The sequence below is a fragment of the Aeromonas sp. MTB genome (assembly GCF_056632455.1).
This window is the reverse complement of the sequence record NZ_CP147026.1, coordinates 33,184-50,983: the sequence shown is the minus strand read 5'-3', so window position 1 is coordinate 50,983 and position 17,800 is coordinate 33,184. Positions and strand designations below refer to the sequence as shown.

Below are 17,800 nucleotides of genomic sequence, written 5' to 3'. Positions count from 1 at the left end.
ATAAATCGGGGCCGGATAAACCAGCCCCAACGACATCAACAGTACTGACCGGCCACCCAGCCGGAGGACCAGGCCCACTGGAAGTTGTAGCCACCGAGCCAGCCGGTCACGTCCACCACTTCGCCGATGAAGTAGAGGCCGGGCACCTTGCGTGCCTCCATGGTCTTGGAGGAGAGCTCATTGGTATCGACGCCGCCCAGGGTCACTTCGGCGGTGCGATACCCCTCGGTGCCGTTGGGCAGGATCTGCCAGTCACCCAGCAAATTGGCCACCGCTTCAAGCTCCCGCTCGTTGTATTGGCGTATTGGCTTGCTGACCAGCTGACCCAGCTCCACCAGCTTGTCGACGAAGCGCTTTGGCAGCTCGCGCCCCAGCACGGTTTTCAGCTCCTGCGCCGGGTGCGCCTGCGCCCATTCACGCAGGGCAGCCGGAATATCCAGCTCCGGCAGCAAGTTAATGTGGATCTTCTCGCCGGCGTGCCAGTAGGAGGAGATCTGCAGGATGACTGGGCCGGAGAGGCCGCGGTGGGTGAACAGCATCGCCTCCTTGAAGCGAGTGCCATCCTCGGCGGTCACCGCTACCGGCAGGCTGATGCCCGCCAGATCGGCAAACGCCTCTTTCTCCGCCTGATGGAGGGTGAAGGGCACCAGACCGGCGCGGGTCGGCAGCACCTTGAGGCCGAACTGCTCCGCCAGCTTGAAGCCATAAGGGGTAGCACCCAGCTTGGGCATGGAGAGACCGCCGGTCGCCACCACCAGCGAGTGGCAGCCGATCTCACCCTTGCTGGTGGTCAGCACAAAGCCTTCGTCCTGCTTGCTGACGGTGAGGATCTCGGTCTGGAACTGCAGGGTCACCCCGGCCCAGTCACACTCGGTGAGCAGCACATCGACGATATCCTTGGCGCTCTCGAGACAGAACAGCTGCCCCAAAGTGCGCTCGTGATAGTTGACCCCGTGGCGATCCACCAGATCGATAAAGTCCTGCTGGGTGTAGCGGGCCAGCGCCGACTTGCTGAAGTGGGGATTCTCCGACAGGTAGGCGTGAGCGCCTGCCTGATGGTTCGTGAAGTTGCAGCGGCCACCGCCACTGATGAGGATCTTGCGGCCCGGCTTCTTGGCATTGTCGAGCACCAGCACGGAGCGGCCCCGATAGCCCGCCTGCGCCGCACACATCAATCCGGCCGCACCGGCCCCGATCACCACCACATCGACCTGCTTCATCATCACTCACTTATCAAAATAGAAACGGCACCTGGCCTGAACCGTGATTGCCTCTGGCGGAACAGAACCATAGTGACTGCCCACCAGAATAAACAACGGCCCTTAAAAGGGCCGTTATTGTACTGGCTGAACACTAAGTGTCCACGACTATCAGGCGTTGCTGTCCATGATGCTGGCAGGGGCGCCCTTGGCCAGTTCGGCCAGCTCCTTGTCGATGAAGTAGAGGCCTTTGCCATCTTCACCCACCAGACCCAGACGGTCGACGATGCTCTTGAACAGCTTCTCCTCTTCATGCTGCTCGGCCACATACCACTGCAGGAAGTTGAAGGTGGAGTAGTCCTGGGTGGTGAAGGCTACGTGGGCCAAACCATTGATGCACTTGGTGATGTGGTACTCGTGCTCCAGGGTGGTACGGAACACGTCGCCCAGCGACTTGAACTCGTGGGGAGGGGCATCGATGGCGCCCAGCTTGGGCATGGCGCCAGTCTCGCTCACATAGGTGAACAGACGCTCCATGTGCTGGCGCTCCTCGACTGCGTGCTGGCGCAGGAAGGTCGCCGCCCCTTCAAAGCCCTTGTCTTCGCACCAGGCGCTCATCTGCAGATAGAGATTGGAGGAGTAGAACTCCAGGTTAATCTGCTCGTTCAACTTCTCGATCATGGCTTGGGCCAGCATCTTGTTTCTCCTCAGTGATTTGGTATCGATTGTCGCCACACTCCCGCCGCGAATCAACCCGCCAACGAGAGGGAGATCCCGTTTCTTTCAGCTCAGGGGGTCAGCTCCCTAAGGGAGGCGACATCCACCGGCGCAGCATAATCGACGCCCGGCAGCTCGAAGCCGTTGAGCTGCATGAAGTCCTGCCGCAGCCCTGCAAAGTCCCCCAGCCCGTGGAAATTGTTCGGCGTCACCTTGGGCCAGAGCGCCGAAACGGCGGCCTGAATGGCCGGGTCGAGCTCGTGGTCATCCATCCGGATCAGCCGGTTGCCATCAGCCACCACCCCATTGGGCCCGTACATCTTGGCGGTAAACAGTCGCTGCATCTGCTCGATGCAGCCTTCGTGCACACCGCGCTCCTTCATTACCCCCATCAGCAAGCCCAGATAGACCGGCAGCACCGGAATGTAGGCGCTCGCCTTGGTCACCAGCGCCTTGCAGACCGATACCCAGGCGTGGCCGCCAATTTCGGCCAGTTGCAGGTTGATGGTCTCGGCGGTGGCGTGCAGATGCTCCTTGGCATAACCGATGGTGCCATCCCGATAGAGGGGATAGGTGGATTCGGGGCCGATATAGGAGTAAGCGACGGTTTGCGCGCCGGGTGCGAGACAACCGGCCTGCTGCAACGCCTGCATCCAGAGCTGCCAATCCTCGCCCCCCATCACAGTGACGGTATCGCGGATCTCCTCCGGCGTGGCAGGTGCCAGCGACTGCTGCACCAGAGTATCGCGCTCCAGATCCAGCCCCCAACCGCTGAATGGCTGGCCGGTGGTCTTGAGCACCGAGCGCACCTGCGTGCCGTCGGGCAGCACTCGGATGCCGCTCGCCATCGAATAGATCACCAGATCCACCTGCCCAAGCTGCTGGCGGATGGTATCGATGGCCTGCTGGCGCATCCCGTCGGAGAAGGCATCGCCAATCAGGTTGATGGCGATACGCCCCTCCTGCTCCGCCTCCTTGCGAAACCAGATGTTGTTGTACCAACCGGCGCTGCCGAGCCCTTTGTCGGAAGGGCCGCGCTCGAAGGAGATACCGATGGTGTCGGCACCGGCACCAAAGGCGAGTGCAATGCGCGACGCCAGTCCAAACCCGGAGGAGGCACCCAGCACCAGCACCCGCTTGGGGCCGTTGAACGGGCCAGCGGCCTTGATACGTTCGATCTGCTGCTGCACGGCGGCGCGACAGCCGATGGGGTGACAGTTGCGGGCAACACAACCTTGAATCTGGGGATGAATGATCATGGGAAGGCCTCCAAAGAAATTGGCTACAGCATAACCAAATCGAAAGAGATTAACTTGATGCCGGATCGCTATCAGTCAGAAAAGCCGCGGGAATTGAGGCAGAAAAACAAAAGGGAGCACGTGGCTCCCCAAAGCGGTATTCAGATGCTTTTTGTTGTTTTGTGTTCATTGCGAAGCACGGGCCCATCCTATGCCTCTCCCCCCTGATCGGCAAGCCGAGGGGTGTGACCGGCGTCAAACTCTTGTTTGATTTATAGGCAAATAGTGGTTAATAACTGAGTGGCTGACCCTGTGTCACACGTCATTAAACTCATTTAAATCCCAAAACTGTGCCTGAGGCACCATTTTAGTTTCAGCAGAGATTGGTATAGTGGGCTGAAGGATCGGTAAGGAGAACCCCCATGAGTGGAACAACCTATTACAAGCATATTCTGGCCGCGATCGACCTCTCTGAAGACAACCGCAAGGTGATCGACAAGGCAGTGGACAGAGCCCGCTCCAACGGCGCCAAGCTGTCGGTTATCCATGTCGATGTGGACCTCAAGGATCTCTACACCGAGATGATCGATATCGATATCGACAACGTGCAGGATCAGGTGATCGCCGAAGCGAAAGAGAAGCTGGAGGCATTTCTCGCCTCGGTGGACTATCCCATCGAGAAGAAGCTGGTGATCTGCGGCGATCTGAGCGAGCGGGTCAATCAGGCGGTCAAGGAGTACGAGATCGACCTGCTGGTGTGCGGCCATCGCCAGAGCTTCTGGAGCCTGCTCACCTCCAGCGCCCGTCAGTTGATGAATACCGTGCCCTGCGATCTGCTGGTCGTCCCCTTGCAGAAGTAATGAAACCGGCGTAGTGTGATTTGCTATGAACATGACCGCATTCAATCACAACTACTGGTGGTGCTGCTCCTAAACAGGCGGCACCGCGTTTCTATTGTAAATTTCCCAAAGAAAACACCGTGACCGCCGAGAGGCGGTCAACTGTTTTTATCCCTTTGTCGCCTCCCGGCTCACCCAACTGGAGAGAGTGACATGCACAACCCCGTTATCCTGACTGGCGATCGTCCCACCGGCAAACTGCACATCGGCCACTATGTCGGTTCCCTGCGCCAGCGCGTCGAAGCCCAGCACCACTACCGTCAATTCGTGATGATCGCCGATCTGCAGGCGCTGACCGACAACGGCCACAATCCGGCCAAGGTGACCGACAACGTGCTGGAAGTGATGGCCGACTATCTGGCGGTCGGTCTCGACCCGGCCAAGACCACCTTCTGCCTGCAGAGCGCCCTGCCTGCCCTCGCCGAGCTCACCTGTTACTACCTCAATCTGGTCAGCGTTGCCCGGCTGGAGCGCAATCCCACCGTCAAGGCGGAGATCCAGCAAAAAGGGTTCGAACGCACGCTGCCAGCCGGTTTTCTGGTCTATCCGGTGAGTCAGGCCGCCGACATCACCGCCTTTCGCGCCAGCCATGTGCCGGTCGGGGAAGATCAGCTGCCGATGCTGGAGCAGACCAACGAGATCGTCCGCCGCTTCAACTCTCTGGTAGGCAAAGAGGTGCTGACCGAATGCCAACCGATCCTGAGCGACACTGGCCGCCTGCCCGGCATCGACGGCAAGGCCAAGATGTCCAAGTCTCTCGGCAACACCATAGAGCTCGGCATGCCGACGGAAGAGGTCAAACAGGCGGTGTTCGCCATGTATACCGACCCCAACCACCTCAAGGTGAGCGATCCGGGTCAGGTGGAGGGAAATACGGTGTTCGCCTATCTCGATGCTTTCCACCCCGACAAGGCGCTGGTCGCCGAGATGAAGGCCCACTACCGGCGCGGCGGACTGGGGGACATGCGCTGCAAGCAGGTGCTGAACGACTGCCTGCAGACCCTGCTCGCTCCGATGCGGGAGCGCCGGACCGCGGCCATCGCCGACAAGAAGATGCTGCTGGAACTGCTCTATCAGGGCACCGAGCAGGCTCGCATCATCACCGATGAGGTATTGGCGGAGGTGAAAAGCGCCATGGGGCTCGACTACTTCGCCAGCATCCGCTGAGCGGGAGTCCCGAGCGCATCGTCGCCGTAGAGGTCGAACACCAGCTGGTGCAGCATGCTCTTGAACCAGCCGATCGCCTCGTCGTGGGCGGTGAGTGGGTGCCCCGCCATCAGGTAGACGATGGGGATGGCGGGGTCGAGCTGGTGCATCCGCAGCGGGTAGTAGCGGCAGAAGTGGCGCCCGATCATCTCGGGCACCACCACCAGATAGCGACCGGTCGCCATCAGCGGCGGCACTGCCATAAAGCTCGGCAACCGCACGCCCAACTCCCGCTCCACCCCGAAGCGAGCCAGCCAAAGCTCCACCATCGCCTGACTGTGACCCCAGCTGGAGGTGTGGATGTGGGGACGGCTCACCAGCTCGACCGGTGTCAGCACATCGGGCAATTCGCTGCCAAGGGGCGACAGGCAGACCAGCGGGTTGTTGAACCACTCCTCCCGCCACAAACGGGGTGAGAGATGATTCGCCCCGGCGAAACCGATCACCAGATCCAGCTCACCTTTTTCCAACTCCCGCTCGTAGTCGCTGTCCGCCAGCTCGCACACCTCCAGCCGACAGTGAGGGGCCTGCCGATGGAGCCTCTCCACCAGCACCGGCACCAGTCCGTGCTCCACCGAGCCCGGGGTGGCGATGCGGAAAATTCGCCGTGCGGTAGCGGGATCAAACCCTTTGGCCTGCCGCAATCCCTGCTCCAGCATCGCCAGCGCCTGGCGCACCGGCCCGGCCAGCGCCTTGGCCCGCTCGGTCGGCATCATCTCGCGCCGACTCATCACGAACAGCGGGTCATCCAGCGCCACCCGCAGCCGCCCCAAGGCGTGACTAACGGTGGATTGGGAGAGATGCAGCCGTTCGGCGGCACGGGTGACATTGCGCTCCTGCATCAGCATGTCGAATACAGCGAGCAGGTTGAGGTCGAGACGGGCGAGCGAGCTATCCATCGATATTAGCCATAGTTAAATGCCAACAATTCATTTTTACCATAGTAACAGATTGCCTAGAATGCGCTGGCTTAATACATCGGAGATTCAAATGCGTAGCTATCTGTTATTGCTGGCCATTGGCCTGCTGTGGGGTTCCCAATTCATTTTCATGCACCAGGCCGTTGCCGAGTTGCCCCCCATTCTGGTGGCTGCCGGTCGTGCCCTGTGCGGCAGCCTGACCCTGGGTCTGCTCTGCCTGTTCATGCGGCTCAAGAGTGAGCACACCCCGTGGCGCACCTATATGCTGATCGCCCTGCTGGATGCCACCATCCCCTTCATCATGGTCGCCTGGGGCCAACAGTACGTGGATAGCGCCATCGCCGCCGTGGTCATGGGTTGTATCCCGTTTGTGACCATTCTGGCTGCACCGCTGTTTATTTCTGGTGAAAGAATCACCAAAGCCGGTCTGCTTTCCGTGATCATCGGCTTTGCCGGTGTGCTCACCCTGTTCTGGCCGAAACTCTCCCAGGGCATGAACGCCGGTCTGCTCGGTGCCATGGCCATCCTGCTGGGTGCCAGCTGCTTCGCCATCGGCCTGCTGATGATCAAGCGCTTCGCCAAGGACCATCCGGTCGTGGTCGCCCGCAATATCCTGATCTCCTCGGCAATCCAGTTGCTGCTGGTCGCCCCCTTCATGGTTGACCTCAGCAGCCTGGCCCTGCCGAGCACCCAGGCCCTGAGCGCGATTACCGTGCTGGGTACCCTCTGTACCGGTCTGGTCTACTTCCTCTACATGGCGCTGATCCAGAAGGCCGGCCCGACGTTCGCCTCCTTCAGCAACTATCTGGTGCCGCTGTTCGGCGTGATGCTGGGTGCCCTGTTCCTCGGCGAGCAGATCCACCCCACCACAGGTGTTGCTCTGGCCCTGATCCTCGGCTCGGTCGCCATGAACCAGTGGGCGCAACAGCGTCGTATGCAGCGCGAGGTCTCCCTATGTCAGGCATCCTGACCACACTGTGCGGTGGTCTGGTACTGATTGCCGGCTGGCAGTATCGCCAGCGGCTGGCCGGGATCCTGGGCCTGCTGATGGTACTGCTGCCCTGGTTCTTCGATAGCAAGCTGCAAGCCATGCTGAGCTATGCCCTGAATGCCTGAAGTCCATCTCTGAATGTGTGACGAGAGTCTATCTCTCCTGTTTTTGGGACTGTTTTAAAAAACCTCCGATTTGTCCCCCGCTACCGGCGCTCTGCGCCGGTTTTTTTATGCCTGCCAGCCGGCGTCAGATCAGATAGCGATAGCTGAGTCGCTCGTTCTTGCGCGGCCCGGTGATCTGCCAGCTCAGCAGAAAACCACCGTCGATCTCGGTCAACTCGGCGCTGTAGTGATCCGCCCCGCACAGATGGGGCTCGGCGGTCAGCCAGCGGCCATCCCCCTGCGGCAGCAGCTCGAACAGTTCAACCGGCGCTTCATAACGCAGGTGAGAAAGGCGGATCCCCCGCTCGCTGCGTTGCCACCAGAAGCGGTTGTGCATGGCGAGTTCCCTGCCATGAGGCGTGATGTAACGGCCCTGCTCGTTAAACAGCCAGCCACCCTGATGATCGGTCACCTGCACACGCCCCTCGCCCCGACCATTCCAGTCGGTCGCCGACCCCTCGCCATTGCTGGCGGTAAAGGAAAATGCTCCGACCTGTGGTAATCGCGCCCATAAACGCTGGATTGCCGCTTCCATCTCGGCCATCATAGCCCCCTTAAAATTGACAACTGACGATAAATCAAACACATGAACTACTTGATAGGGGTCACCCTGCTCTGGTCATTCTCCTTCAGCCTGATCGGGGTCTACCTCGCCGGTCAGGTGGATGCCTACTTCTCGGTGCTGACCCGCATCGCCCTCGCCAGTCTGGTGTTTCTGCCCTTCCTGCGCCGCCGCTGGCTGCGCCCCGATCTGGCGGCCAAGCTGATGGCGCTGGGCGCCATCCAGCTCGGCATCATGTATCTCTTCTACTACCACTCCTTTCTGCTGCTGACGGTGCCGGAAGTGCTGGTCTTTACCATCTTCACCCCCATCTACGTCACCCTGCTCCACGACCTGCTGGAAGGGCGCTTCAAGCCCACCTATCTGTGGGGCGCCCTGCTGGCGGTGATCGGGGCTGCCGTCATCCGTTTCGATGGCCTGACCGAAAGCTATGTGCTGGGATTTATGGTGGTGCAGGGGGCCAACCTCTGTTTCGCCCTGGGTCAGGTGGGCTACAAGGTACTGCTGGCACGGGAGGCGGAGCAACCGCCGCAACTGGCGGTGTTCGGCTGCTTCTATCTGGGAGCGCTGGTGATCGCATTGCCCGCCTGGTGGCTGCTGGGCAAGCCGCAATACCCAACATCAGGGTTGCAGTGGGGCATTCTGCTCTGGCTGGGGGTGGGTGCCTCCGGCCTTGGCTACTTCCTCTGGAACAAGGGGGCGACGCTGGTCACCAGCGGGGGGCTGGCCATCATGAACAATGCGCTCATTCCGGCCGGCTTGCTGGTCAATCTGCTGCTCTGGGGCAAGGATACCGACCTGACCCGGCTGACCATCGGCGGCCTGCTGATGCTGGCATCGCTCTGGATCTGCCAGCGTGACAAGCGCGGCCAACCCTGACCACACTCAGCCGACGACGGTGTTGTGCTCCCGTCTGGCCTGACTGTGACAGCTAGCCAGCCGGGCCAGCAGATGATCGAGCTGCTCGCCAGCCTGACTCTGCACCAGCCCGATGCTGACGGTGACCGGCCGCTGTGACAGCAGGCTGGCATCGGCAATCTCGAGGCGCAGCCGCTCGGCGATCTCCAGCGCACTCATCCGCTCGGTCTGGGAGAGCATCAGGATAAAACCGTCCTCATCCCAGCGGGCGAAGGGATCTTCCCGCCGCAGCTCGTGGCGCACGATACGCGCCAGCTTGGCCAGCATAGCGTCGCAAGCCGCTTCACCAAACAACTGCTGGATTTTGGCCATGTGATCGACCGAAAACTGCAGCAGACTGAAAGTGCCGCTCTCGGTCGCCAGCCGCTCTTCAAGCAGTTGCTCGAAACGGCCACGGCTCTCCAGACCGGTCAGCGGATCGGTGCCATGTCGCTCCTCCACCAGCACGGCAGCGGGATCGAGGTGACGGACGACCCCCAGCAGATAACCCCGCTCATCACGACGCATCCGCTCTTCCAGCCGGATGTAGTGACCGTGATGATGCAGAATGCGGTATTCGAGGCGCAGACCGCTGCTGCGGCCGCTCTGGCAGGCGAGCAGGGCATCTTCCAGCCGGGCAACATCGTCGGGATGCACCCGATCCAGCCAGCCGAGATCATCCGGCCAGCACTCTCCCAATCCCAACAGGCGCAGGCAGGAGGGATCACGCTGCAGTCCATGTTGGGCTGACCAGCTCCAGATCCCCGCCTCCAGCAGTGCCATGGCATCAGACAGCAGACCCGGATCAAGCCGGGCAGTCACATCGACCAAAGGTGTCTTGAGCATTTCCATGGGGCGCCTCGAAACAGGATCTGAATACCTGCTCAATAAGTAACATTGGCGTTCACGCCGAGCAACAGGGTCAGAGCGCTTTTCCCTGATACCCGTTCATCAAGGTCTGCCAGTTCTCCGGTACGAAGTGGAAACTGGTATGCAGTTGAGACTCTTTATTGAATGAACGGAGCAAGCGTTCCAGATTGGCCTTCTGCCATTCGCCGTGGGAGCGGATCGCACCCTTGTCAAAATCGATCACCCACACCTTGCCCTCTTTATCGAGCAGCAGGTTGTGGCTATTGAGATCGGCGTGATAGACCCCGGCATCGTGCAGCTGGCGCACCGTCTGGCCTATCTTGTGCCATACCTCGGTCGCCACCGGCCCCTGCTTGAGCAGCGCCACCATATCCTTGGCACCGCGAATTCGCTCAATCAGGATATCGGCACGATAGAATGGGCCCTGTTTGACCATGCGGGCACCAAACGGACGCGGCACCGGCAGCCCCTGCTCGCACAGCTTGGCCAGCAGGGTGTATTCGGCCATGGCACGGCTCGACTCGACCCCTTCGAACCAGAAGCGATCCCGCACCACCTTGCCCACCATGCCGCCACGATAGTAGTGGCGCAGCACCAGATGGCGGGACTCATCCTTGACGAACCAGGTCACCCCCCGCCCGATGGAGGTTCCCACCACCTGACGGTTGTTCTGCCACCAGGCAGGATCGAATAACTGGGGAGAGGGGTCGCGAAAGGCCCCTTCGGCATACCAGCAGATCTGGTTGTGTTCGGTCTGTACTCGCATCGTGGAGATCCCGCTCGGTGGGTCATGGATCGCAATTTTTCAATTGGCGATGAGGCTGCCGCTCTGGCATGCCCGCAATAGTTGCCTTTAATCAACGACGTGCAGAAACAGGTCATGGCGCAGGGCCCGGCCTATCCTGGCTGACGATTGTGCGCAATTTTACAATCCAGAGGGGAGTTTGCATAATGCCATCCACCCTTTTTGCCAGCCGTGCGCCACAACATGCCGCTATTTCAAACGCCCCCCTCCTCCATCTGCATCCTGCGGCTCTCCGCCATCGGGGATTGCTGCCACGCACTGGCGCTGGTGCGCGTCATCCAGCGGGAGTGGCCACAGACCCGCATCACCTGGATCACCGGAAAAATCGAGGCAACCCTGTTTGCCGATCTGCCCGGGGTCGAGGTGATCCCCTTCGACAAGAGCAAGGGGTGGCGCGGCTATCGCGATCTCTGGCAGACCCTCAAGGGGCGCAAATTCGATGTCCTGCTCCACTTGCAGGCGGCGATGCGGGCCAGCATCGCTACCCTCGGCATCAAGGCCAAGGTCAAACTCGGGTTTGATCGGGAGCGGGCCAACGACGGCCAGTGGCTGTTCACCAACCACAAGGTGCCCTCCCCCGCCTCCCCCCATGTGCTGGACGGTTTCCTCGCTTTCGCCAAAGAGCTCGGCATCAAGGATCTGACCCCGGACTGGCAACTGTCCATCAGCGCCGAACATCAGGCGTGGGCAAGGGAGAAGATTGGCGGCAAACCGACCTTGCTTATCTGCGCTGCCGCCAGCAAGGCCTTCAAGAACTGGACTGCCGCAGGCTATGCCGCGCTGGCGGATCACGCCGCCAACAAGGGCTTTCAGGTTTATCTCTGTGGCGGGCCGGCCAAGCTGGAGCGGGATCTGGCCGCCGAGATCCGGCAACTCAGCCAGAGCAAGCCGGTCGATCTGGTGGGGCAGACCAACCTCAAGCAGCTGCTGGCGCTGATTGGCGAGGCGAGTCTGGTATTGGCCCCCGATACCGGCCCCACCCATATGGCCACCATAGTGGGCACGCCGGTGCTCGGTCTCTATGCCCACCACAATCCGGCCCGCACCGGCCCATATCTGTGCCGCGACTACGTGGTCAGCGTCTATCAGGAGCTGGTCGAGCAGGAGACCGGCAAGCCGCTGGCCGAATTGAGCTGGCGCACCCGTCTCAAAGACCCGGAGGCCATGCGAAAAATCACCAGCGAGCAGGTGACCGCCGCGTTCGATCGGCTCTGTGCAGATCGTCAACTGCCGTAGTGACAGGGCACCTCGGGAATTCCGAGCCATCAGGCAGGGATAACCTGATAGCCTCTGCCCCCAGCCAAAGGCACAATGCAGGCTGATGTGGGTTACGCTCCCGCAGCAAGCTACGAATACTTTGATCGGCTGGAATATGATTCCGGCCGTTTTTTTATTCGCCGCATTCTGGTAAAATTCGCCGCCTTTACATCCTCCTGACTCAAGAATTTTCCGCGTTTTGCGTTTGGCTGTCTCCCTTTCGGGCACAAGACGGCGGTCTCTGCTACAACCAAAACAGCGGTTTCGATTAAAGGTAATAATATGGCGCAACAAGGCACTCTCTATATCATCTCCTCTCCGAGCGGCGCGGGTAAATCCAGTCTGCTCAATGCCTTGCTGACCCAACATAACGCTGCGGGCAAGATGCAGCTGTCGGTTTCCCACACCACTCGCGCCACCCGTCCTGGCGAAGAGCACGGCGTACACTACCACTTCGTTCAGGTGGAAGAGTTCAAGGCACTGATCGAACGCGGTGATTTTCTGGAGTGGGCCGAAGTGTTCGGCAACTACTACGGCACCTCACGCGCCGCCATCGAAGCCTGTCTGGCCAAGGGGATCGACGTATTCCTCGACATCGACTGGCAAGGTGCCCGCCAGATCCGCGAGCAGATGCCGACCAAATCCATTTTCATCCTGCCCCCCAGCCGCGAAGAGCTGGAGCGCCGCCTGATTGGGCGCGGTCAGGACAGCGCCGAAGTGATTGCCGGCCGGATGGCGAAAGCCATTGCCGAAATGGTGCACTACGACGAGTATGACTATGTCATTATCAATGAAGACTTCGAGCAGGCGCTGTTCCAGCTCAGGTCCATTATTGAGTGCCAACGGCTGGAGATGCGTCACCAGCAACAGGCTCAAAAAAACTTGCTGCAACAGCTACTGGCAGAGTAAGCCAAAAACAAGTAAACTTTTGCGTCATTTTTAAACACTGCTTTTCTAAATACAGAAAGCCCAAACACTGGAGTCCTGCATGGCACGCGTTACTGTAGAAGATGCTGTAAAACAGGTAGGTAACCGTTTTGACCTGGTGCTGGTCGCCGCGCGCCGCGCTCGTCAAATCGCGGTACAAGGCAAAGATCCCCTGGTCGACGAAGAGAACGACAAGCCGACTGTGATCGCCCTGCGTGAGATCGAGCTGGGTCTGGTGAACAATCAAGTGATGGACACCCAGGACCGCTACGAACAGCAAGAGCAGGAAGCCGCCGAGCTGGCTGCCGTTGCTGCCATCGCCGAAGGCCGCGGTTAAGTTATTCCTCCGGTTGGCACCCGCCCGGGTGCCGACTGTTCATCCCCATTTACAACCGCTCGAAAACCTCGCAAACTCAGGGCTATACCCTCAATTCCACGAATTGCCGTTTCACCGCTGCGGGGACTGTCTTGTATTTATTTGAAAACCTTAAAGAAATAGCCAGTTCCTACCTGCCGCCAGAGCAGGTTGAGAAGCTCAAGCAAGCCTATGTGGTGGCCCGTGATGCCCACCAGGGTCAGATGCGTTCTAGTGGCGAACCCTATATCACCCACCCTGTTGCCGTTGCCCGGATTCTGGGTGACATGCGCCTCGATCATGAAACCCTGATGGCCGCCGTGCTGCACGACGTCATTGAAGACACCTCGGTCACCAAGGCCGATCTGGCCGAACAGTTTGGCAATGCGGTTGCAGAACTGGTGGCCGGGGTCTCCAAGCTCGACAAGCTGAAATTTCGCGATCGCAAAGAGGCGCAGGCCGAGAACTTCCGCAAGATGGTGATGGCAATGACTCAGGATATCCGAGTCATTCTGATCAAGCTGGCCGACCGCACCCACAACATGCGCACCCTGGGCTCCCTGCGCCCTGACAAGCGCCGCCGCATCGCCCGGGAAACCCTCGAAATCTTCGCCCCCATCGCCAACCGCCTCGGTATTCACACCATGAAGAACGAGCTGGAAGAGCTGGGTTTCGAGGCGCTCTATCCCATGCGATCCCGCGTGTTGCGCGAATCGGTGCGCCGCGCCCGTGGCAATCGCCGCGAGATCATCGACTCTATCCAGAGCGAAATCAGCGGTCGCCTGAAGGAGGCGGGGATCGAACATCAGGTCAGTGGCCGCGAGAAGAATCTCTTCTCCATCTACAACAAGATGGAGAAAAAAGAGCTGCAATTTCATGAGGTAATGGATATCTACGCCTTTCGTGTCAAGGTGAAGGACATAGATACCTGTTACCGGGTGCTGGGGCAGATGCACAGCCTCTACAAGCCGCGCCCCGGCCGCTTCAAAGATTACATCGCCATCCCCAAGACCAACGGCTACCAGTCGCTGCACACCTCGCTGGTGGGGCCGCACGGTGTACCGGTGGAGGTGCAAATTCGCACCGAGTTCATGGATCAGATGGCCGACAAAGGGGTTGCCGCCCACTGGGCCTACAAGCAGGATGGCGACAGCTCGGGCACCACTGCCCAGATCCGCGCCCAGCGCTGGATGCAGAGCCTGCTGGAATTGCAGCAGAGCGCCGGCAGCTCGTTTGAATTCATCGAAGGGGTCAAAACCGACCTCTTCCCCGACGAGATCTACGTGTTCACGCCGGAAGGACGCATCATGGAGCTGCCCGCTGGCGCCACGCCGGTCGACTTCGCCTACACGGTGCACACCGACATCGGCCACGCCTGCGTCGGTTCGCGGGTCGACCGCCACCCCTACCCGCTCAGCAGCCCACTGCACTCGGGCCAGACGGTGGAGATCATCACGGCACCGGGGGCTCGCCCCAACGCGGCCTGGCTCAACTTCGTGGTGACCACCAAGGCACGATCCAAGATCCGCCAGTTCCTCAAGAACCTGCGCACTGAAGAGTCGGTGGTGCTGGGTCGCCGCCTGCTCAACCATGCGCTGGGCGCCAAGAATATCGAAGACATCCCCGAGCCACGCATCAAGCAGGTGCTGGCCGATACCAAGCATGAGAATCTGCAGGGGCTGCTGGCCGATGTCGGCCTCGGCAACGCCATGAGTGTCATGGTGGCGCGCCGCATGCTGGGGGATGAACTGCCGCCGGAAGAGCAGCCCAAAACCAGCAGCAAGAAGATGCCGATCAAGGGTGCCGACGGCATGCTGGTCACCTTCGCCAACTGCTGCCGCCCGATCCCGGGAGATGCCATTATCGCCCATATCAGTCCGGGCAAGGGTCTGGTTATCCACCAGGAAGCCTGCCGCAACATCAAGGGCTACAGCAAGGAGCCGGACAAGTACCTGCCGGTGCAGTGGGAAGTGGACAAGGAGCAGGAACAGGAGTTCCGCACCGGTATCAGCATCGAGATCGTCAACCATCAGGGTGCGCTGGCCGAGCTGGCCAACGTGATTGCCGCCACCGGCGCCAATATTCACGCCATCAGCACCGAAGAGAAGGATGGCCGGGTCTATCAGGTCAGCCTGCTCATCACCACCAAGAGCCGCATCCACCTGGCCAACATCATGCGCAAGATCCGCGTGATGCCCAACGTGCTCAAGGTGAGCCGACAGAAGAACTGAACACAGGCGGCGCAAGCCGCCTGCTGCTTTTATAGAGACAAGCCATGACCCCCGAACGCTTCAAGCGCATCACCGACATGCTGGCCCAACGTCAGCTCGATTTGACCGTCTGCATGGAAGAGGTCCACAAACCTCACAATCTGGCCGCCATCGTGCGTACCGCCGATGCCATCGGCATCCACCGGGTACACGCCGTCTGGCCCAAAACCTGGATCCACAAGCGCAAAGGCACCGCCCGCGGCAGCCAGAACTGGGTGGATGTAAAACTGCACCCGGATATCGGCACAGCCGTTGCAGAGCTGAAAGCCTCCGGCATGCAGATCCTGGCGACCCATCTATCTGACAGCTCGGTCGATTTTCGCGCCATCGACTACACCAAACCGACCGCCATTCTGGTGGGTCAGGAAAAGCACGGCATCGGTGAGGAGGCGCTGGCACTGGCCGATCACCATATCGTCATTCCCATGGTGGGCATGGTGCAGTCCCTCAACGTCTCGGTGGCTGCCGCCGCCATCCTCTACGAGGCGCAGCGCCAGCGCGAGCTGGCCGGTTGCTATCAACGCGGCTGCCCGCTCACGCTTGAAGAGCAGAACACTATCTTGTTCGAGGGGGGCTACCCCATCTATGCACAGCTCTGCAAAGAGAAAGAGATGCCCTACCCCCAGCTCGGCCCAGCCGGTGAAATTCTGGCGGACGAAGAGTGGTGGCAACGGATGCAGCTGACCCGCAAAGGGTGGGCGCAGCAGAGCGAACAGGACGATCCGCAGGAGGAGTGATGGATAACCCTTTTGGCAGCTGGCTGGAATCCCACATCATCCGGGATCACCTGACCAACCCGAACATAGAGGCCGGCGACTACAGCTACTACTCCGGCTACTACCACGGCAAGCCGTTCGAGGATCACTGCGTCCGCTACCTGCTCGGCGATGGCTCGACCCGCGACACCTGGGAGAGCGGCCTCTGGGGCGAGGTGGATCGGCTGATCATCGGCAAGTTCTGCTCCATCGGCTCGGGCGCCACCTTCATGCTGGCGGGCAATCAGGGACACCGGCTGGATTGGGTTTCCACCTTCCCGTTCAATCCCGACACCTTTGGCGAAGGGGCCCGCAGCGGCTTTCTGCGCAAGGGGGACACCCGGATTGGCAACGATGTCTGGATCGGCTCGGAAGCGATGATCATGCCCGGCATCACCATAGGTGATGGCGCCGTCATCGCCACCCGCGCCGTGGTGACCAAAGATGTGGCCCCTTACACCATAGTCGGCGGTAACCCGGCCCAACCGATCCGCCGTCGCTTCAGTGATGAGCAGATCCTCATGCTGCAAGAGATGCAGTGGTGGGACTGGCCCCTGCCCCGCTTGCAAGCCAGCATGGCGCTGCTCTGCTCGGGGGATATCGCCGCCCTTTATCACCATTGGCAACAGGAGTGTGCCTGATGAAACCCCTCTCTCTTTCCCTGTTGGCCCTGACCCTGTTTTCTGCCGGAGCCCTTGCCGTGACCAATACCTATCAGCTCACCAGCGAAGCCGATGTACCCAGCCTCTACCAGCAAACCCTGCCCGACTTCTGGCGCCAGCATGCGGTGGAAGGAGAGTTCAAGGGCAAGGATGGGGTGACCATCCGCTATGCTGCGCTGCGGCAAGCCAAGGTTGATCGCGCCATCCTGATCGTCAATGGCCGGGTCGAGAGCTACCTCAAGTATCAGGAGCTGGCGTGGGATCTCTGGCGTCAGGGCTACAGCCTCTACCTTATCGACCATCGCGGTCAGGGGATGTCCGACCGGATGCTGAATGACCCGCAGAAGGGATATGTCGACCATTTCGACGATTATGTGGTCGATCTCAAGCATTTTCACGACCAGATCATCATGGCGGACCAGCCTGCCAAGCTGTTCCTGCTGGCCCATTCCATGGGCGGCGCCATCTCGGCCCGCTATCTGGAACGCTGGCCCGATGATATCAAGGCGGCCGTGCTCTCCTCCCCCATGCTGGGCATCAATCTCGGCGGTCTGCCCAAGTGGCTGGCCAAGGGATTGGCTAGCACCATAGGCACGGTCGGCGGTTGGATTGGTGAGCCTCCCTACGGCCCCGGCCAGGGCGCATATCAAGATCACGGCTTTGCCGATAACGAACTGACTCACAGCCAGCCCCGCTATCAAGCCTTCCGCCAAATCTACGAGCAGCACCCGCAGATCAAGCTGGGTGGCGCGACCGCGCACTGGATTTATCAGGGGATCACCGGTGCCGATGCCGCCATTGCCGATGCGGGCGCCATCAAAACCCCGCTGCTGGTGCTGCAGGCTGGCAACGACAGTGTGGTGGACAATGCCGCGCAGGATCGCTTCTGTACCATTGCCAAGTGCGAAGGGGGCAAACCGCTGCGGATCGAGGGGGCCTGGCACGAGCTGTTTATCGAATCCGATGACAAGCGCCAGCCCGCCCTGACCGCGATGGTCGACTTTTTCGCCCGCTTCTGAGCTGGCTATTTTTTGTAACCCTAAATAAATGGGGTGACAGTGCGGGCTAAGGTAAACTGCCCCTGTTTTCAATCGATGCCGAGGTAA

Annotated in this window: 19 protein-coding genes; 12 read left to right on the top strand and 7 right to left on the bottom strand. The window is 60.3% G+C overall.

Features of this window, described 5'->3' with window-relative positions; genetic code table 11:
• Nucleotides 1-35: 35 nt before the first annotated feature.
• The 3 genes from WBR25_RS00245 to fabV form a co-directional block, all read right to left on the bottom strand.
• Complete coding sequence (locus tag WBR25_RS00245) at nucleotides 36-1,220, bottom strand: BaiN/RdsA family NAD(P)/FAD-dependent oxidoreductase (RefSeq protein WP_201909251.1); 1,185 nt, start codon at nucleotides 1,218-1,220, stop codon at nucleotides 36-38.
• 150 nt (nucleotides 1,221-1,370) lie between these two features.
• Nucleotides 1,371-1,895 (bottom strand): non-heme ferritin, encoded by a 525-nt coding sequence (gene ftnA, locus WBR25_RS00240; protein WP_005339225.1) that lies wholly within the window; start codon nucleotides 1,893-1,895, stop codon nucleotides 1,371-1,373.
• Nucleotides 1,896-1,987: 92 nt separating this feature from the next.
• Nucleotides 1,988-3,175: an enoyl-ACP reductase FabV gene (gene fabV / locus WBR25_RS00235; protein ID WP_479749214.1), complete on the bottom strand. Its 1,188-nt coding sequence runs from the start codon at nucleotides 3,173-3,175 to the stop codon at nucleotides 1,988-1,990.
• Between the two features lie 401 nt (nucleotides 3,176-3,576).
• Here fabV and WBR25_RS00230 point away from each other — a divergent pair, with 401 nt between their 5' ends.
• Complete coding sequence (locus WBR25_RS00230; protein ID WP_005339229.1) at nucleotides 3,577-4,014, top strand: universal stress protein; 438 nt, start codon at nucleotides 3,577-3,579, stop codon at nucleotides 4,012-4,014.
• A 192-nt stretch (nucleotides 4,015-4,206) separates the two neighbouring features.
• Nucleotides 4,207-5,220 (top strand): tryptophan--tRNA ligase, encoded by a 1,014-nt coding sequence (gene trpS, locus WBR25_RS00225; RefSeq protein WP_257691512.1) that lies wholly within the window; start codon nucleotides 4,207-4,209, stop codon nucleotides 5,218-5,220.
• Here the strand turns inward: trpS and WBR25_RS00220 are convergent.
• Complete coding sequence (locus WBR25_RS00220) at nucleotides 5,199-6,158, bottom strand: LysR family transcriptional regulator (protein WP_479749211.1); 960 nt, start codon at nucleotides 6,156-6,158, stop codon at nucleotides 5,199-5,201. The two genes, trpS and WBR25_RS00220, sit on opposite strands and share 22 nt — an antisense overlap.
• Nucleotides 6,159-6,249: 91 nt before the next feature.
• Between WBR25_RS00220 and WBR25_RS00215 the strand changes: the two genes are divergently transcribed.
• The gene (locus tag WBR25_RS00215; RefSeq protein ID WP_219265247.1) at nucleotides 6,250-7,149 is read left to right on the top strand and encodes a DMT family transporter; all 900 of its coding nucleotides are present in this window, start codon (nucleotides 6,250-6,252) and stop codon (nucleotides 7,147-7,149) included.
• A complete protein-coding gene (locus tag WBR25_RS00210) occupies nucleotides 7,134-7,295 on the top strand; it encodes a hypothetical protein (RefSeq protein WP_005339236.1) in 162 nt (53 codons plus the stop codon). The genes WBR25_RS00215 and WBR25_RS00210 overlap by 16 nt, the downstream gene beginning before the upstream one ends.
• A 124-nt stretch (nucleotides 7,296-7,419) precedes the next feature.
• On the opposite strand, the gene WBR25_RS00205 is transcribed toward WBR25_RS00210, so the two are convergent.
• Nucleotides 7,420-7,881, bottom strand: coding sequence for a DUF6314 family protein (locus WBR25_RS00205; protein WP_082182184.1), 462 nt, complete (start codon nucleotides 7,879-7,881; stop codon nucleotides 7,420-7,422).
• A gap of 39 nt (nucleotides 7,882-7,920) precedes the next feature.
• Between WBR25_RS00205 and WBR25_RS00200 the strand changes: the two genes are divergently transcribed.
• Nucleotides 7,921-8,775 carry a carboxylate/amino acid/amine transporter gene (locus WBR25_RS00200; protein WP_257691514.1) on the top strand — a complete coding sequence of 285 codons (855 nt, stop codon included), beginning with the start codon at nucleotides 7,921-7,923 and terminating at the stop codon, nucleotides 8,773-8,775.
• Nucleotides 8,776-8,781: 6 nt separating this feature from the next.
• Here WBR25_RS00200 and WBR25_RS00195 read toward each other — a convergent pair whose 3' ends face one another.
• Both WBR25_RS00195 and WBR25_RS00190 read right to left on the bottom strand, forming a co-directional pair.
• Nucleotides 8,782-9,645 (bottom strand): GGDEF domain-containing protein, encoded by an 864-nt coding sequence (locus WBR25_RS00195; RefSeq protein ID WP_040069586.1) that lies wholly within the window; start codon nucleotides 9,643-9,645, stop codon nucleotides 8,782-8,784.
• 70 nt (nucleotides 9,646-9,715) lie between these two features.
• A complete protein-coding gene (locus WBR25_RS00190; RefSeq protein WP_201948108.1) occupies nucleotides 9,716-10,429 on the bottom strand; it encodes a 3-deoxy-D-manno-octulosonic acid kinase in 714 nt (237 codons plus the stop codon).
• A 222-nt stretch (nucleotides 10,430-10,651) separates the two neighbouring features.
• Here WBR25_RS00190 and WBR25_RS00185 point away from each other — a divergent pair, with 222 nt between their 5' ends.
• From WBR25_RS00185 to WBR25_RS00155, 7 genes are all read left to right on the top strand, one after another.
• Nucleotides 10,652-11,704 (top strand): glycosyltransferase family 9 protein, encoded by a 1,053-nt coding sequence (locus tag WBR25_RS00185; protein WP_479749207.1) that lies wholly within the window; start codon nucleotides 10,652-10,654, stop codon nucleotides 11,702-11,704.
• Between the two features lie 303 nt (nucleotides 11,705-12,007).
• The gene (gene gmk, locus WBR25_RS00180; protein ID WP_005357125.1) at nucleotides 12,008-12,634 is read left to right on the top strand and encodes a guanylate kinase; all 627 of its coding nucleotides are present in this window, start codon (nucleotides 12,008-12,010) and stop codon (nucleotides 12,632-12,634) included.
• A gap of 79 nt (nucleotides 12,635-12,713) precedes the next feature.
• The gene (rpoZ, locus tag WBR25_RS00175; RefSeq protein ID WP_005307060.1) at nucleotides 12,714-12,989 is read left to right on the top strand and encodes a DNA-directed RNA polymerase subunit omega; all 276 of its coding nucleotides are present in this window, start codon (nucleotides 12,714-12,716) and stop codon (nucleotides 12,987-12,989) included.
• A 131-nt stretch (nucleotides 12,990-13,120) separates the two neighbouring features.
• On the top strand, nucleotides 13,121-15,238 hold the full coding sequence (gene spoT / locus WBR25_RS00170) for a bifunctional GTP diphosphokinase/guanosine-3',5'-bis pyrophosphate 3'-pyrophosphohydrolase (RefSeq protein WP_005339255.1): 2,118 nt from the start codon (nucleotides 13,121-13,123) through the stop codon (nucleotides 15,236-15,238).
• A 44-nt stretch (nucleotides 15,239-15,282) separates the two neighbouring features.
• Entirely contained in the window at nucleotides 15,283-16,014 is a 732-nt protein-coding gene (gene trmH, locus WBR25_RS00165; RefSeq protein ID WP_047439846.1) for a tRNA (guanosine(18)-2'-O)-methyltransferase TrmH, read from the top strand.
• Nucleotides 16,014-16,673 (top strand): CatB-related O-acetyltransferase, encoded by a 660-nt coding sequence (locus WBR25_RS00160; RefSeq protein WP_323918677.1) that lies wholly within the window; start codon nucleotides 16,014-16,016, stop codon nucleotides 16,671-16,673. Before trmH ends, WBR25_RS00160 begins: the two co-directional genes overlap by 1 nt.
• Complete coding sequence (locus WBR25_RS00155; protein ID WP_323918678.1) at nucleotides 16,673-17,713, top strand: alpha/beta fold hydrolase; 1,041 nt, start codon at nucleotides 16,673-16,675, stop codon at nucleotides 17,711-17,713. The genes WBR25_RS00160 and WBR25_RS00155 overlap by 1 nt, the downstream gene beginning before the upstream one ends.
• The last annotated feature ends 87 nt before the right edge of the window (nucleotides 17,714-17,800 follow it).